General features: G+C 74.3%; 15 protein-coding genes. 7 read left to right on the forward strand and 8 right to left on the reverse strand.

The window, feature by feature from the left end; genetic code table 11:
* Complete coding sequence (locus DMP15_RS03915) at positions 1-714, forward strand: alpha/beta hydrolase (protein WP_337825462.1); 714 nt, start codon at positions 1-3, stop codon at positions 712-714.
* Here DMP15_RS03915 and DMP15_RS03920 read toward each other — a convergent pair whose 3' ends face one another.
* From DMP15_RS03920 to DMP15_RS03930, 3 genes are all read right to left on the reverse strand, one after another.
* Positions 715-1,632, reverse strand: coding sequence for an alpha/beta hydrolase (locus DMP15_RS03920; RefSeq protein WP_337825463.1), 918 nt, complete (start codon positions 1,630-1,632; stop codon positions 715-717).
* Between the two features lie 220 nt (positions 1,633-1,852).
* Positions 1,853-3,949, reverse strand: a complete 2,097-nt coding sequence (locus DMP15_RS03925; protein ID WP_337825464.1) for a chorismate-binding protein — start codon at positions 3,947-3,949, stop codon at positions 1,853-1,855.
* Between the two features lie 58 nt (positions 3,950-4,007).
* Positions 4,008-4,664, reverse strand: coding sequence for a nuclease-related domain-containing protein (locus tag DMP15_RS03930; RefSeq protein WP_073575967.1), 657 nt, complete (start codon positions 4,662-4,664; stop codon positions 4,008-4,010).
* 73 nt (positions 4,665-4,737) lie between these two features.
* Between DMP15_RS03930 and DMP15_RS03935 the strand changes: the two genes are divergently transcribed.
* The gene (locus DMP15_RS03935) at positions 4,738-5,238 is read left to right on the forward strand and encodes a J-domain-containing protein (RefSeq protein WP_073575966.1); all 501 of its coding nucleotides are present in this window, start codon (positions 4,738-4,740) and stop codon (positions 5,236-5,238) included.
* A gap of 54 nt (positions 5,239-5,292) precedes the next feature.
* On the opposite strand, the gene DMP15_RS03940 is transcribed toward DMP15_RS03935, so the two are convergent.
* The 4 genes from DMP15_RS03940 to DMP15_RS03955 are packed head-to-tail and all read right to left on the reverse strand — an operon-like array spanning position 5,293 to position 7,190.
* Positions 5,293-5,781 (reverse strand): SRPBCC family protein, encoded by a 489-nt coding sequence (locus DMP15_RS03940; protein ID WP_073575965.1) that lies wholly within the window; start codon positions 5,779-5,781, stop codon positions 5,293-5,295.
* A complete protein-coding gene (locus DMP15_RS03945) occupies positions 5,771-6,097 on the reverse strand; it encodes an ArsR/SmtB family transcription factor (RefSeq protein ID WP_073575964.1) in 327 nt (108 codons plus the stop codon). Before DMP15_RS03945 ends, DMP15_RS03940 begins: the two co-directional genes overlap by 11 nt.
* 20 nt (positions 6,098-6,117) lie before the next feature.
* A complete protein-coding gene (locus tag DMP15_RS03950) occupies positions 6,118-6,627 on the reverse strand; it encodes a hypothetical protein (RefSeq protein WP_337825465.1) in 510 nt (169 codons plus the stop codon).
* On the reverse strand, positions 6,624-7,190 hold the full coding sequence (locus DMP15_RS03955; protein WP_083658687.1) for a DUF1707 SHOCT-like domain-containing protein: 567 nt from the start codon (positions 7,188-7,190) through the stop codon (positions 6,624-6,626). Before DMP15_RS03955 ends, DMP15_RS03950 begins: the two co-directional genes overlap by 4 nt.
* 168 nt (positions 7,191-7,358) lie before the next feature.
* Between DMP15_RS03955 and DMP15_RS03960 the strand changes: the two genes are divergently transcribed.
* Genes DMP15_RS03960 through aroQ form a run of 3 tightly spaced genes read left to right on the forward strand, consistent with a single transcriptional unit; the run spans position 7,359 to position 9,875 of the window.
* Positions 7,359-8,732: a sensor histidine kinase gene (locus tag DMP15_RS03960; protein WP_337825466.1), complete on the forward strand. Its 1,374-nt coding sequence runs from the start codon at positions 7,359-7,361 to the stop codon at positions 8,730-8,732.
* Entirely contained in the window at positions 8,729-9,397 is a 669-nt protein-coding gene (locus DMP15_RS03965) for a response regulator transcription factor (protein WP_073575961.1), read from the forward strand. Before DMP15_RS03960 ends, DMP15_RS03965 begins: the two co-directional genes overlap by 4 nt.
* A 4-nt stretch (positions 9,398-9,401) precedes the next feature.
* Positions 9,402-9,875, forward strand: a complete 474-nt coding sequence (gene aroQ / locus DMP15_RS03970) for a type II 3-dehydroquinate dehydratase (protein WP_217266903.1) — start codon at positions 9,402-9,404, stop codon at positions 9,873-9,875.
* A gap of 139 nt (positions 9,876-10,014) precedes the next feature.
* Here aroQ and DMP15_RS03975 read toward each other — a convergent pair whose 3' ends face one another.
* Complete coding sequence (locus DMP15_RS03975) at positions 10,015-10,425, reverse strand: VOC family protein (protein ID WP_073575959.1); 411 nt, start codon at positions 10,423-10,425, stop codon at positions 10,015-10,017.
* Positions 10,426-10,550: 125 nt separating this feature from the next.
* Here DMP15_RS03975 and DMP15_RS03980 point away from each other — a divergent pair, with 125 nt between their 5' ends.
* Together DMP15_RS03980 and DMP15_RS03985 are read left to right on the forward strand one after the other, a co-directional pair.
* A complete protein-coding gene (locus tag DMP15_RS03980; RefSeq protein WP_073575958.1) occupies positions 10,551-11,543 on the forward strand; it encodes a Gfo/Idh/MocA family protein in 993 nt (330 codons plus the stop codon).
* A gap of 1,334 nt (positions 11,544-12,877) precedes the next feature.
* The gene (locus DMP15_RS03985) at positions 12,878-14,347 is read left to right on the forward strand and encodes a peptide MFS transporter (protein WP_337825467.1); all 1,470 of its coding nucleotides are present in this window, start codon (positions 12,878-12,880) and stop codon (positions 14,345-14,347) included.
* Positions 14,348-14,394: the final 47 nt, after the last annotated feature.

Genomic DNA, 14,394 nt, shown 5'->3' on the forward strand with positions numbered 1-14,394 from the left:
ATGACGACGTTCGTGCTGGTCCACGGCGCCTGGGGCGGCGCCCACTCCTTCCACCTGGTGCGTCCGCTGCTGCGCGCGGCCGGCCACGACGTGGTGACGCCCGCGCTCACCGGCATCGGGGAGCGCTCGCACCTGGCCGGGCCGTGGATCGACCTGTCCGTCCATGTGCGCGACGTGGTCGACGCCGTGCTCTACGAGGACCTGCGCGACATCGTCCTGCTCGGGTTCTCCTACGGCGGCATGGTCGTCACCGGGGCGCTCGACGAGATCGGCGACCGGGTCCGCGAGCTGGTCTACCTCGACGCGTTCGTCCCCGCCGACGGCGAGTCCGCGCTGGACCTGGCGCCCGGCCTCGCCGGCGCGGTGCCGGCGCCGGGCGCACCGGGGCTGGGGTCGTCGTGGCTGGTCCCGGGCCCGGAGCGGCACTACGACGACCCGGCCGAGGCCGCGTGGTCGGCGCCGCGGCGCTCCCCGCAGCCGGTCCGCACGTTCACCGAGCCGGTGCGGCTGTCCCGGCCGCTGGAGCAGTGGTCGTGCGGCCGGACGTTCGTGCGGGCCACCCGGGAGGACGTCGCGGGCGGGGCGTTCACCGCGGCCGCCCACCGTGCCCGGACCTCCGACGCCTGGCGCTACGCCGAGATCGACACCCACCACCTGGTGCCGCAGAACCGGCCCCGCGAGCTGGTCGCGCTGCTGCTGGACCTGGCCGGGTGATCAGCTGCCGAGCGCGCCGCGCAGCCAGGCGACCGAGCGCCCGGTGAAGTCGTCGGCGATCGCGACGCCCTTGCCCCAGCCGTCGAAGCCGTGCGGGGCGCCGGGGACGACGTCGAGCTCGACCGGCACCCCGGCCTCGCGCAGCCGCCGCGCGTAGGTGATGTCCTCGTCGTGGAACAGGTCGACGTCGCCGACGCCGATCCACGCGGGCGGCAACCCGGACAGGTCGGCGCGACGGGCGGGCACCGCATACGGGGCGGGCTCGCCGGTCCCGGGCGGGCGCCCCAGGTAGGCGCGCCAGCCGACCTCGTTGTTGCGGTTGTTCCACACCCGGTGCGGGGGCCGGTCGAGCTCGCGACGGGCGGCGGTGCGGTCGTCGAGCATCGGGTAGACCAGCCACTGCGCGACCGGCTGCGGTCCGCCCTCGTCGTGCAGGCGCTGGACCAGCGCGGCGGCCAGGCAGCCCCCGGCGCTCGCCCCGCCGACGGCGATCCGCGCCGGGTCGACCTCCAGCCGGCCGGCGGCGTCCTGCAGCCAGGTCCAGCCGTCGTGGCAGTCGTCGAGCGCGGCCGGGAACGGGTCACCGGGCGCGAGCCGGTAGTCCACCGAGACGACGACGATCCCCAGGTCCGCGGCGAGCTCGCCGCACCGCACGTCGTCGATCATGGGGGAGCCCAGGACGAGGCCGCCGCCGTGGAACCACAGCAGCGCCGCGGGGGTCGTGCGGTGGTCGGGGACGTGCACGCGCAGCAGCGGCGGGCCCGGGTGGGTGGTGGACCGGACCCCGTCGACGGTGGCGGGCCTGCCGCGCCGGGACAGCCGCTGCAGCAGGCGCAGCAGCCGGGGGCGGTGCAGCGGGATCGGCGGGACCCACCGCAGGGGGCGACGCAGCTCGGCGGCGATCCGGTCGGTGCTCACGACCCGATCCTGCCGGTGCGTGCCGACCTCGCACACCTCGAGGACCTCGCGCCGTCTGTACGGGCTGCGAGGTGCGGGGAACCGGTGCGTGGTCGTGCGGTCCGTGGCCGACGGGGCGCTGACGGTCGCGCCGCCGGTCGCGGTTCCGCGGCCCGGTGCCGGGCGGGGACCGCGGGGCGGCACCGGCGGTTGCCCGGGGGTGTGGTGGCGCGACAACCGGTCAGCGCGACAGCGCCGCGGCGAGACGGCGGGTCAGCGGGTCCGGGGCGGTCCAGGCGGCGACGGTGTGGCCGCCGTCCTCGATCCGGCGCACCCACTGCACCCCGCGCAGCGCGTTGACCAGCAGGAACCCGTCGGCCCCGGTGAGCGCGGCCAGGGGCAGCGGGGCGATCCGCACGGCGCCGGGGCCCAGCAGGTCGAGCAGCGCGCGGCGGCCGGTGCCGGGCAGGATGCGGCCGTCGAGCGGGGGGACCCACAGCCGCCCCCGGTGCACGGCGGCGACGGCGGAACGCGTCGTCTCCAGCACCAGGCCCGCCGGGTCGCACAGCAGCGGCGAACCGTCCCCGCCCTCGGCCTCGTGGGCGTCGAGCCAGCGGCGGTCGACGAACTTGTGGGACTCGCCGTCGGTGCCGCGCCGGACGACGGCGACCACCCCGCCCTGCGCGTCGAGCGGGACCGGTCCGGGCCAGGGGACCGCGCGCACGGTGACCCGCGACGGGTCGTCCGGCGTCGCCTCGACCCGGACCCGGTGGTGCCCGGCCACCCCCGCGACGGCCGCGGCGACGTCGGTCTCGACCCGCGCGTCGAGGGGGCGGCCGGTGACCGCGAGGTAGGAGCGGCGCAGCCGGGCGGCGTGCTCGCCGACCCGGCGGGCCCGGCCGTCGACGCAGGCCAGCGTCTCGAACAGGCCCGCGGCCCGGTCGGCGGGCCGGGCGACGGGCGGCCGGACCGGCCGGGGCGGGCCGTCCAGCGCGGCCAGGACCGGGGCGGCCTTGGTCAGGACCTCGCCGAACTCCTCCGCCGGGTCGGAGTCGACGGTGATGCCCCCACCGACGCCGAGCCGGCCGCTTCGGCTGCCGTCGGGCCCGGCGGGGCCGAGGTCGAGGGTGCGGATCGCGACGTTCAGCTCCAGTCCGGCCAGCGGGCTCACCCCGCCGACGGCGCCGGTGAACAGCCCACGGTCGCCGTCCTCGCAGTCGGCGATCACCTCGCAGGCCCGGATCTTCGGCGCGCCGGTGACCGAGCCCGGCGGGAACGTGGCGATGAGCAGGTCGGCGTCGGTGACGTCGTCGCGCAGCGTCGCGTGCACCCGCGACACCAGGTGCCACACCCCCGGATGCGGTTCGACGGCGAGCAGCCGCCCCGGCCGCACCCCGCCGGGCCGTGCGACCCGGGCCAGGTCGTTGCGCATCAGGTCGACGATCATCACGTTCTCGGCCGCGTCCTTCACCGAGGCGCCGAGTCGCGCGCGTTCGGCCTCGTCGGCGTCGCCACCGGTGCGCGGCCGGGTGCCCTTGATCGGCGCGGTGGTGACCCGGTCCCCGGCACGGTGCAGGAACAGCTCCGGGCTCGCGCCCACCGCGGCCCGCTCCGGCGTCACGACGAGCGCGGCGCGGGCCGGTGCGACCGGCTCGACCAGCCGGGCCCACGCCTCGTGCGGGTCGCCGTCGAGCCGCACCTCCAGCCGGGTCGCGATGTTGGCCTGGAAGATCTCGCCGCGACGGATCTCGGTGACGCACCGCTCGACCGCGGCCAGGTGCGCGTCGCGGTCGGGCCACCGGGTGACCGCGATCCGGGCCGTCCGGTCCGGCGCCGGGCGGGCGAGGTCGGCGCACAGCTGCGTGTACCGGCGCTCGGCCGAGCCGGTGTCGGGGTGCACCGCACCGGGGTGGTCCGGCAGGCCCGGTAGCGGGGCTCCGCCGGCGACCAGCGCCTCGAACCACCAGCGCTCGCCGTCGTGCCGCAGCACGTCGCGGTACCAGGACAGCACCGCCGTCGGCCGCACACCGGGCGGGGCATGGTCCAGGAGCCCGAACCAGCCGCCTCCGACGGCCCCGGCGGTCCCGGCGCCCGGACTGGCCGCCGGGCCCGCGGACCGTGGCGGCGCGTCCAGCACGGCGAACGGGTCGGCCCCGTCCGGTGCGGTGAGCACCGGCTCGGTGGCGACCAGTGCCCCCCACGACCAGCTCCCGCCGAAGGCGACCAGCCGCGGCCGGTGGGCGAGCCGGCGCACCGCCGCCGCCACCCCGGACGGTGCGACACCGTCCGGGACCGGGACACGGTGCAGCCCGGTCCGGGCCGGGGCGGTCGAGGTCACCGGGAGAGCATGCTGATCCGGCCCCGCGCGGGGAAGGCGCCGTGACCGGGCGCACGCCTCACCCCCAGCTCCCCGGGCGCCGGGCGACGGCGTGGATCCGCTCCACCTCCCGCGGGCCGAGCACCGGGGTCAGCCCGCGCAGGGCGTACACCAGCGCGCCCTCGGTGGCGACCACGACGTCGTCGGGCCAGCGGCGCACCCGGAGCGGGGCCCCGACCAGCGCGATCACCGGGCGGACCGGCGTCGACGCGGCGGCGGCCCCGAGCCGGGGGAGCAACAGCTCGCGGACCCGCTGCGCCTCGGCCCGGGCCCGCGGCACCGCGTCCGTGGCCGTCCCCGCGACGACCAGCCGATCGCCGTCGAGGAGCAGGGAGCGGCCGCGGTGGTGGCGGGTGCCGACGACGCAGATGCCGGGTGGCCCGATCAGGACGTGGTCGAGGTCGGCGGCGCCGCCGTCGAGCGGGACCGAGTGCAGGACCTGCCACGCCGCGGGCCTGCCGAGCAGCCGGTCCCGGCGGGTCCGCCCGGTCAGCGCGGTCAGCAGGTGCGCGGTGCGCTGCTCGCCGTCGGCGCCGAGGCGCCAGTTGCGGTCGGGGAATCCCGCCCTCCGCTGCTGCGCGGCGACGTGCCCCACCCGCCGGCCGGGGTAGTGGCGCGCCAGGTCCAGCGCGCGGGAACGGTCGGTGGTGGGGGGCGTCGCGGGTGTCGTCGTCATGGCGCGGAGTGTGCACCCGACCACCGACAGGAAACGGCGCTCGCCGGTAACCTCGCGACGGGGTGGTGCAGCCATGAACGGTGTGGACCCGCGGTTCGAGTCACCGGTCGACCGGACGATCCGGGAGGCCGTCGAGCGGGGCGACTTCGACGACCTGCCCGGCAAGGGCAAACCGTTGCCCGGGGCGGGACGGATCGGCCCGGTCGACGAGAACTGGTGGATCCGCGGCTACCTGGAGCGGGAGGGCGTCCCGGGCGACGCGATGCTGCCGCCGTCGCTCCAGCTGCGCAGGGAGCTGGACCGGATCGACGAGACCGTCACCCGCTTCGTCGACGAGCGCCGCGTGCGCGAGCACGTCGAGGAGGTCAACTCCCGGGTCGTCGACCACATGCGCCATCCGATGGGCCCGCGCGTGCCGATCCGCAGGCTCGACGCCGACGAGGTCGTCGCGCGCTGGCACGCGGCCCGGGAGCGGCGGCGGGCCGCCGCCCGGCCCGCCGCGCCGCCGCCCGCCACCGCGGAGACCGCGCCGGGGTCCCGCCGTGGCTGGTGGGCACGACTGTTCGGCCGCTGAGCCGTCGGGCCCCTCGCCCCGGAGACCACCGGGGCGACAGGTCCTCGCGCGGACTCACCGGGCGGGCGTCGCCGGTGTCCGTGGCGCGAAGTGACCGGGGGAGGCCAGCGGCCGGTCGGTCTCCAGCAGCGTCTTGAGCGCGGACAGGATCGCGGGCCAGCCCTCGCCCACGTCGCGGGCGTCCTGCGCGCCCTGCTCGTCGTCGGTGAAACCGGTGTGGACGACCTGCAGCTTCACCGCCTCCTCGCCGAACGGGGAGAGCGTGAACTCGACGACGGTCGGCGGCCGTCCCGCGGCCTGTTCCGCCGGCCCGGTGAAGGTGTAGGACAGCCGGTGCGGCGGCTCGACGGCGAGGATCTCGCCGATGAAGTCGTCGCGGTCGGGGTGGACCGCCTCCAGCGGGCTCCCGACCCGCCAGTTCGAGGTCAGCTCCGCGCCGCCCCAGTACTGCATGGTGAACGCAGGCGTGGTCAGCGCCCGGAACACCTGCTCGGCGGTGCTGCGGATGTAGGTCGTGTAGACGAACCTGCGCTCACTGCTCATCGTGCTCCTCCAGCGCCGCGCGCAGGGCGGTGACCGCCTGCACCCGGCTGCGCTCGAACTTCCCGATCCACCGGTCGTGGATCTCCTGGATGGGGACCGGGTCGAGGTGGTGGAGCTTCTCCCGGCCGCGACGCAGGGTCGTCACCAGCCCGGCCGCCTCCAGCTGAGCGAGGTGCTTGGACACGGCCTGCCGGCTCATGTCCAGTCCCTCGCACAGCGCGCCGAGCGTCGACTCGCCCTGCTCGTGCAACCGGTCGAGGATGCGCCGTCGCGTCGGGTCCGCGAGTGCGCGGAAGACGGCGTCCACGTCGGTCACGCGGCCAATTATGCAACCAATCAGTTGCCTGCCAACCGCTGCCGGGACAGTCGTCCGCCGGGCTTCTCCACCGACAGCACCGTCGCGCCCAGCAGCATCACCTGGTGCAGCACCGACGCCGCGACCAGCAGCGGCAGGACCGACCGGTCCCCGGCCGCGGCGGCGTCGACCCACCCGGTGGTGAGCGCGACCGACGAGACGATCACCGCCAGCGCCAGCACGGTCTTCGCGACGACCCAGCGGTACCGGAACAGCCCCCACGCCGTTCCGAGGCCGAGGGCCGCCCCGCTGAGGACGGTGCCGACGGCGAGGAACGGGATCATCCCGTTCCCGACGGTGCCCATCACCGCGACGGCGAACCCGGCGTCGCGGCCCCGCAGCAGCACCGCCACGGGCAGCACCAGCATCACCAGCGACGCGCCGGTCCAGGCCACCGCGACCAGCACGTGCACCGTCCGCAGCGCGGCCCGCGGGCGCCGGGCGAGCCGCCGTGGTGCGGTCCGTCCGGCCCGCTCGGCGACGGCGGTCACCGCAGCTCCTCGGGCAGCTCCTCGTCCGGCGACGCCTCGCGCTCGGCCCGCCGGGAGTGCACGAACAGGATCAGGCCCAGCCAGAACGCCGGCCCGATCGGGACGAACAGCGGCGCCGGGCCGAGCACAGCGCCCAGGACCAGCAGGAGCAGCACAGCGACGGTCACCCCGGCGTGGATCCGCAGGTTGCGCTGCGCGCGGGGGGTGAGCGGACCGCGCCGGGGGCGACGCGGCCGCGGCGGGCGGGGCAGCCCGGCGAGCAGCGGGACGAGCTCGTCGCGGGTGCGGGCGGCGTAGGCGGCGGCCTGCCGCTCGTCGGACTCGGCGAGGGTCAGGCGCCCCTCGGCGGCGGCCGTCCGCAGCCGGGCGGTGACGTACTCGCGCTCGGCGTCCGAGGCGAGCACGGCGTCGGACCGGGGCGGGAGACCGCCTGCGGTCGTCGCCGTGGGCGCGGTCGCGGCCGGGATCGCGTCGGCCGGGGTCGGGGTGGCGGGGGACGGTGTGGCCGGTGCCGGGGCGGTGGCCGGTCCGGGTGCGGGACGGGTGTCCGGAGTCGCTGTCATGACGGCCAGCGTCGTGGTGCCGGGGGGTCGCGCGCGTCCGTCCGCGGTCGCCGATCCCGCTGCCGCCCCCGGGGAAGGAGCGGCCGCCCCTGTACTCCCGCGGGTGTACGGCACCGGTCACCGTCCGGACGACGACCGCTGTCGGTGCCCCGGTCTACGGTGTCCCGCGTGCCCGCCGACCGACGTCCGAGGTGGGGCGGGATCGCGCGGATCATCGTCCCCGCGCTGGTCGCCGGCCTGTTCACCGTGGGCGGGACGGCGTTCTACGCCGTCCGCAGCGCGCAGTACCCGGACCCGGACGCGACGGCACTCCCGCTCGACGGGCTCGCCGCCGCACTGCTCGCGATGGGGCCGGTCGCGCTGCTGTTCCGGCACCTGAACCGGGTCGTGGCGCTCGCGGTGTGCGCGGCCGCGGTCGTCGTCTACCTGGGCCTGGGGTACCCGCCGATCGGGCCGCTCGGGTTCGCGTTCGCCGTGGCGCTGGTGTCGGCGGTCGCCGCGGGGCGCCACCACCGCGCGCTCGCGGTGGTGGCCGTCGCGTCGGCCGTGCTGACCGGGTGGCTGCTCGTGACCGGGCGGCCGATCCCGTGGCCGGCGACCGCGCCGGTCCTGGCCTGGCTGGCGGCGCTCGTCGCGGGCGGCGCCCTCTGGCGGGTCCGGCGCGAGCGCACGGCGCAGGCCCGGCGGGCCGCCGAGGCCGAGCGTCGGCGCAGCGCCGACGCCGAGCGGCTGCGCATCGCCCAGGAGCTGCACGACGTACTGGGCCACCACGTCTCCCTGATCAACGTGCAGGCCGGGGTCGCGCTCTACCTGATGGACGACGACCCGGAGCAGGCCCGCAGCGCGCTCACCGAGATCAAGCGGGCCAGCCGCGACCTGCTGCGCGAGATGCGCTCCACCCTCGGCGTGCTGCGTGGGGTCGACGAGCAGGCCCCGCGGGCGCCCACCCCCGGCCTGGACCGGCTCGACGCGCTGCTCGACGAGGTGCGCGCCGCGGGGCTGCCGGTGCGCCGCGGCACCGGGGGGACCCCGCGACCGTTGCCGACCGGGGTCGACCTGGCGGCGTACCGGATCGTGCAGGAGTCGCTGACCAACACGCGTCGGCACGCCGGGGCCGGCGGCGCGGTGGTCACCCTGCGCTTCGGCGACGACGCGCTGGACCTGACCGTCGACGACGACGGTGCCGGCCCGGCGCCCGGCGCGGTGGACGGCACGGGGCTGACCGGCATGCGCGAGCGTGCGCGCTCGGTCGGCGGGACCCTGGAGGCGGGGCCGGGCCCGGAGCGGGGCTTCCGGGTGCGCGCCCACCTGCCCGCGCCGCCGGCCGACCCTGCCGCCCCGGACCCTGCCGCCCCGGACCCTGCCGCCCCGGACCCTGTGGCCCCGGGCTCCGCCGCCCCGGGCTCCGCCCCGGCCGGGCGCTCCCCCGCGGAACCCGCTCCGGCCGACCCGACCGGACGGGCCGGGGCCCCCGGGGCGACCGACCGCCCCGGGCGGGCCCACGTCCCCGACCGCCCCGCGAACCCGGGAGCCGACACGTGATCCGCGTCCTGCTCGCCGACGACCAGGCGCTCGTCCGCTCCGGGTTCCGCGCCCTGCTCGGCTCCCAGCCCGACCTGGACGTGGTCGCCGAGGCCGCCGACGGCGCACAGGCCGTCACCGCGGCCCGCGAGCATCACCCGGACGTCGTCCTCATGGACATCCGCATGCCCGGCACCGACGGCATCACCGCGACCCGGGAGATCACCGACGACCCGGACCTCGCCGACACCCGGGTGGTCGTCCTGACCACCTTCACCGACGACTCCTACGTCTTCGACGCGATCCGCGGCGGCGCCAGCGGGTTCCTGGTCAAGGACTCCGAACCGGCCGACCTCATCCACGCCATCCGGGTCGTCCACAGCGGGGAGGCCCTGCTCGCCCCGGCGGTCACCCGCACCCTGATCGCCGAGTTCGCGGCGCGCTCCCGCGGCGGCCCCGACGGCGCGGTCCGGCTCGGCGAGCTCACCGACCGCGAGCGGGAGGTCCTCGCCGAGGTCGCGGCCGGGCTGTCCAACGACGAGATCGCCGCCCGCCTGCACATGAGCCCGACGACGGCGAAGACCCACGTCAGCCGCACGATGACCAAGCTCGGTGCCCGGGACCGCGCGCAGCTGGTCGTGCTGGCCTACGAGTCGGGCCTGGTCCGCCCCGGCTGGCGCGGCTGAGAGGATCGCGGGCGTGACCACCGTCTTCGTGTTCAACGGCCCGAACCTCAACCTGCTCGGGACCCGCAAGCCGGAGGTGTACGGGACGACCGTGCTCACCGACGTCGAGGCGCTGTGCCGGGAGTCGGCCGCCGCGCACCACCTCGAGCTGGACTTCCGCCAGACCAACCACGAGGGCGTCCTCGTCGACTGGATCCACGAGGCCGGCGCCGCGGTGAAGCGCGCCGACGCGGTCGGCCTGATCCTCAACGCCGCCGCCTACACCCACACCTCGGTCGCGCTGCACGACGCGATCGAGGGCGCCGAGCTCCCCACGGTCGAGGTGCACATCTCCAACGTGCACGGCCGCGAGACCTTCCGGCACCACTCGTTCGTCTCGCCGGTGGCGGCCGGGATCGTCGTCGGATTCGGCGTCGACGGCTACGCGCTCGCCATCGACGGGCTGGTCCGCAAGGTGCGCCCGCTGCGCGCCGTCTGAACCGCCCGTCGCCGCTGTGCTGCCCGGCCGGTGCGCCGCCGGATCCTGCGCCGTCCGACCGGACGCCGACCGGGGCCGGCGCCGATCGGCCCGGTCCGTCGCCGCACCCCTCGGACGGCGGTGACGGACCGGGCGGGGATCACTCCCCGGCGAGGGCCGCGGCGTCCATCCAGACGAACTCGAGGTGGTGGCCGTCCGGGTCGTCGATGCCGCGGCCGTACATGAAGCCGTGGTCCTCGGTCTTGCCGGACAGCGTCCCGCCCGCGGCCAGACCGGCGTCGATCAGCCGGTCGACGTCGTCGCGGCTCTCGACGCCGAAGGCGTTGATGACCTCGCGAGCGGTCCGCGGGTCGGCGACACCGGGCTGCTCGGTGAACTCCCGGAACCGGTCCTCCGCCATCACCATGACGACGATCGCGTCGCTGACGACGAACGAGGCGGTGCGCTCGTCGGAGAACTGCTCGTTCAGGGTGAAGCCGAGCGCGGAGTAGAACGCCTTCGCGGCGTCCAGGTCGCTGACCGGCAGGTTCACGAAGATCATGTTCGGCATCGGGGGCTCCTATGGACGGTGGCGCCGGGGTCCCGGTGCCGTTCGAAGGGGTGGACCGGGGGCGGTGACCGGACTCATCGGTCGTGCGCCGGGAACTTCGGCCGGGCTCCGGGCAGGATCGGGGCATGACCGTGAAGTGGGGAATCATCGGGCCCGGCCGCATCGCCGACGCCGTCGCACCGGACTTCGCACACGTGCCCGGCGCCGAGCTCGTCGCCGTCGCGTCGCGTTCCGCGGAACGCGGTGCCGACTTCGCCCGCCGGCACGGCGTCGACCGGGTGCACACCGGCTACCGCGCGATCCTCGACGACCCGGACGTCGACGTCCTCTACGTCGCCACCCCGCATCCGCAGCACCGCGCGATCGCGCTGGCCGCGATCGAGGCGGGCAAGGCCCTGATGATCGAGAAGGCGTTCACGGTCAGCTCCGTCGCGACCCGCGAGATCGCCGCCGCCGCCCGCAACCGCGGCGTGTTCGTGATGGAGGCGATGTGGACGCGGTTCTTCCCGGCCGTCGTCCGGCTGCGCGAGCTCGTCGCCGAGGGCGCGATCGGGGAGGTCCGCTCCGTGCAGGCCGATCTCGGCGTGCGCAACCGCTCCGGGGCCGACGACCGGTTCTTCTCCCCGGAGCTCGGCGGCGGCGCCCTGTTCGACCTCGGCGTCTACGTGGTCTCCTTCGCCCAGATGCTGCTCGGCAGTCCGGGCACGGTCGCGGCGAGCGGTGCGCTGACGCCGTCCGGTGTGGACCTGGAGGAGTCGATCCTGCTCGGCTGGCCCGACGGCCGCAGCGCCGCACTGCAGGTCAGCCTGCAGTGCGCGATGCCCGGCTCGGCCCGGGTGATCGGCACCGAGGGCTGGATCGAGGTGCCGCCGCGCTTCCACCACCCGGACCGGATCGTGGTGCGCCGGCACGGCGCCGACCCCGAGGAGATCGTGCTGCCGGCCACCGGGCGCGGCTACGCGCACGAGATCGAGGAGGTGACCCGCCGGGTCGCGGCGGGAGAGACGGAGAGCCCGGTCATGCCGCTGGCCGACACCGTCGCCGTCCAGGACGTGATGGCCGCGGTCGCCGACCGGGTCGGGATGGTCCCGGAGGAGGGACCGGCGGAGCTCAGGTGATCCGCTGACCAGCATGTGGACGGAATCCTGTCGGTCCATTCACGGTGACATCGATGTCATTCAATAGAAAAACACAGATTCATTCGATGGTGTCCCAGCGGGTCTCGTGATTGCGGGTCGACATGGTGGGCCCCTAGCGTCGGGGGCGAGTCGTCGTCGAGGTGAAAGTGGTTGCCATGGCTCCCGTCCATTTCTTCCTTGCATTTGACTCGTCGTGCGGTCGCTGCGCCAGGATCAGTGAAGTAGTCTCGAACGAGATTGCGTCAGAGATCGAAGTCATGCCGCTCGCGGATCCGATGGTCAGGGACCTGCGAAGCGCGTTCTACGGCAGGAATCCCCCATGGAGACCGACTCTCATCCAGGTCGATGAAGAAGGGGTTCGGTGTCATATCGGCGCCGGGATGGCGGCGACTCTGACTCGTCTTCTTGGATTTCGTCGTGCCGGGCGAGTTGTTCTTGCCCTCGGTGAGCGAACGAGTCGCCGCTCTGATCAGGCCGGCCTGTCCAGAGCAGGCTTCCTCAGGGCCGCCTGTGTAGGCGGAGCGGTAGCGGTGACGGCCGTGGCCTCGCCGAGACTGATCAACTCGACGGCGGGTGCTCCTGTTCGCCGACTTGCAGCCGGCACCACCGCACTGCACTCCGCCGGATACCACGATCTCCCGTCCGGCTACCTCTCCGGTGCAATGGATCGCCTCGCGGTCGATTCCGACTTCCGACTGCTGATGACGCGCGCTGGAATGGACTCGTTCACCTTTCAGCCCGTGGCGGTGCAGGGGGCACGTCATAGGCTCCGAGGCGGTGGAGAGATGACGGTGACTGCGCTCGCGGCGGACGACGCCCGTGTGCTAGTAGCGCGAGAATTCTCAGGAGTTCAGGGTGCGGGGCATCGAGATTATGCGATGTGGCAGAAGCAGGGCAATGACGTCCTCGTGATGAAAGCGATGGCGGTGAGCGGGGCTGGGCTCGTTGAACTGCATCCGGCAGAAGTGCAGGGAAAGTGTGGAACGTGTAGTACGACAACGATGTACGACGGGCCCGGGTGTGGTGCGATCGACCTCAAGGTGTGTGCGGGGTGCGCCAGCTGTGCCTCGTGCAAGAATGCAAAAGGAAAAGCAGGCTATATCGCCTGTGCGGCGTGCATCGCGGGCTGCGCCGCAACAGTCGACGGCTGTTGCACGAAGCCGATCACGGTCTGCATGCCGTGCAAGGCTGTGCCATGACCGGGTAGCGCCGGCGGCGTACCCGCGGCGGTGGTAGGGGACCTCGGGGGGCTGTGAGGCATCAGTCGGGTGTTCGATCTTTACCTGATGAAACTCCGAGGGTAGACCGGGCGGGTGTCCGACACCACGACCAACCCTCAGCGCCGGGAGAGGACCTTTCTCGGTCACCCCGTTCAGCTCGCGACGCTCTTCGGCGTCGAGATGTTCGAGCGGTTCTCCTTCTACGGCATGCAGGCGATCCTGCTGTACTACATGTACTACGAGGTCACCGCCGGTGGCCTCGGCTACGACCAGGGAGTCGCGGCCGGAGTCGTCGGAGCCTACGGCGGAACCGTCTACCTCTCGACGATCCTCGCCGCGTGGCTCGGCGATCGGCTGTTCGGTCCGGAGCATGTCCTCTTCGGCAGCGCGGTGGCGGTCATGGCCGGGCACATCGCTCTGGCGCTCCTGCCGGGCGGAGCAGGGCTGGCCTGTGGTCTCGTCCTCGTCGCGCTCGGCAGCGGCGGGATCAAGGCGAACGCGTCGACGATCGTCGCGATGCTCTACGGCGAGGGTGACGACCGCCGCGACGCCGGGTTCTCGATCTTCTATCTGGGCGTCAACATCGGCGCTCTGCTCGGACAGATCCTCACCCCGGTCGTGCAGACCCGTGCGGAGAGCTTCCACATCGGGTTCGGTCTCGCCGCGCTCGGCATGGCGATCGGTCTGGCCCAGTACGCGTTCTTCCGCCGGAGCCTTCCGGCGGAGGGCAAGCTCCCGCCCAACCCGCTCCCGGCCTCGCAGCGGACCCGCGCCGGGCTGATCGGCGCGGCCGTCGTCGTCGTGCTGCTGGTCCTCACGGTCACCGGGGTGATCACGGCGGGTCGCCTGGACTACATCGTCACCGGGGTCGTCGCGGTCGCCACGATCGCCTACTTCTCCGTGATGCTGACCAGCTCCAGGGTGAACCGGGTCGAGCGCCGCCGTGTGCTGGCCTTCCTGCCGATGTGGGTCGCCAGCGCTGTCTTCTGGGCGATCTTCCAGCAGATCTTCACCGTACTGACGATCTACGCGGACGAACGACTGAACCGCTCGGTATTCGGTCTGTTCGAGATCCCGGCCGGCTCCGTCCAGGCGATCGAACCACTGTTCGTCGTGCTGCTGGCCGGAGTGTTCGCCGCGGTGTGGACCAAGCTCGGCCCGCGTCAGCCGGCGTCGCCGGCGAAGATGGCGCTCGGCACGATCATCATCGGTGTCGGCTTCCTGTTGTTCGTGCCACTGGCCGGTACCGGGGCCAACGGCACCCCGATGCTGGCCGTCGCCGGGATCCTGCTGGTGTTCTGCATCGGAGAGCTCTTCACCTCTCCAGTCGGTCAATCGCTGTCGACGAAGCTGGCTCCGGCCGCGTTCCGCACCCAGATGGTGGCCCTGTTCTTCCTGTCGGTCTCGATGGGATCGGTGCTCGCCGGAGTCCTGGCCGACTTCTACAGCGAGGAGAACGAAGCCGCGTACTTCGGCATCACCGGGGCCGCTGCGATCGTCGTCGGCATCGTGGTGCTCGTGCTCGTGCCGAAGCTGAAGGTCCTGATGGAGGGCGTCCGCTAGGCCCCGGTCGAACACCGGTTCGATCCGTCCCCAGCTGTGCACACACC

This window comes from Pseudonocardia sp. UM4_GMWB1, from assembly GCF_017312155.1.
In the GTDB taxonomy this organism is placed as follows: domain Bacteria; phylum Actinomycetota; class Actinomycetes; order Mycobacteriales; family Pseudonocardiaceae; genus Pseudonocardia; species Pseudonocardia alni.

Coding starts and splice junctions, on each gene's coding strand:
- DMP15_RS03935 (WP_073575966.1), top strand. CDS start 4,738: ATGAACGGTGTGGACCCGCGGTTCGAGTCACCGGTCGACCGGACGATC.
- DMP15_RS03975 (WP_073575959.1), bottom strand. CDS start 10,425: ATGCCGAACATGATCTTCGTGAACCTGCCGGTCAGCGACCTGGACGCC.
- DMP15_RS03955 (WP_083658687.1), bottom strand. CDS start 7,190: ATGACAGCGACTCCGGACACCCGTCCCGCACCCGGACCGGCCACCGCC.
- DMP15_RS03915 (WP_337825462.1), top strand. CDS start 1: ATGACGACGTTCGTGCTGGTCCACGGCGCCTGGGGCGGCGCCCACTCC.
- DMP15_RS03930 (WP_073575967.1), bottom strand. CDS start 4,664: ATGACGACGACACCCGCGACGCCCCCCACCACCGACCGTTCCCGCGCG.
- DMP15_RS03980 (WP_073575958.1), top strand. CDS start 10,551: ATGACCGTGAAGTGGGGAATCATCGGGCCCGGCCGCATCGCCGACGCC.
- DMP15_RS03940 (WP_073575965.1), bottom strand. CDS start 5,781: ATGAGCAGTGAGCGCAGGTTCGTCTACACGACCTACATCCGCAGCACC.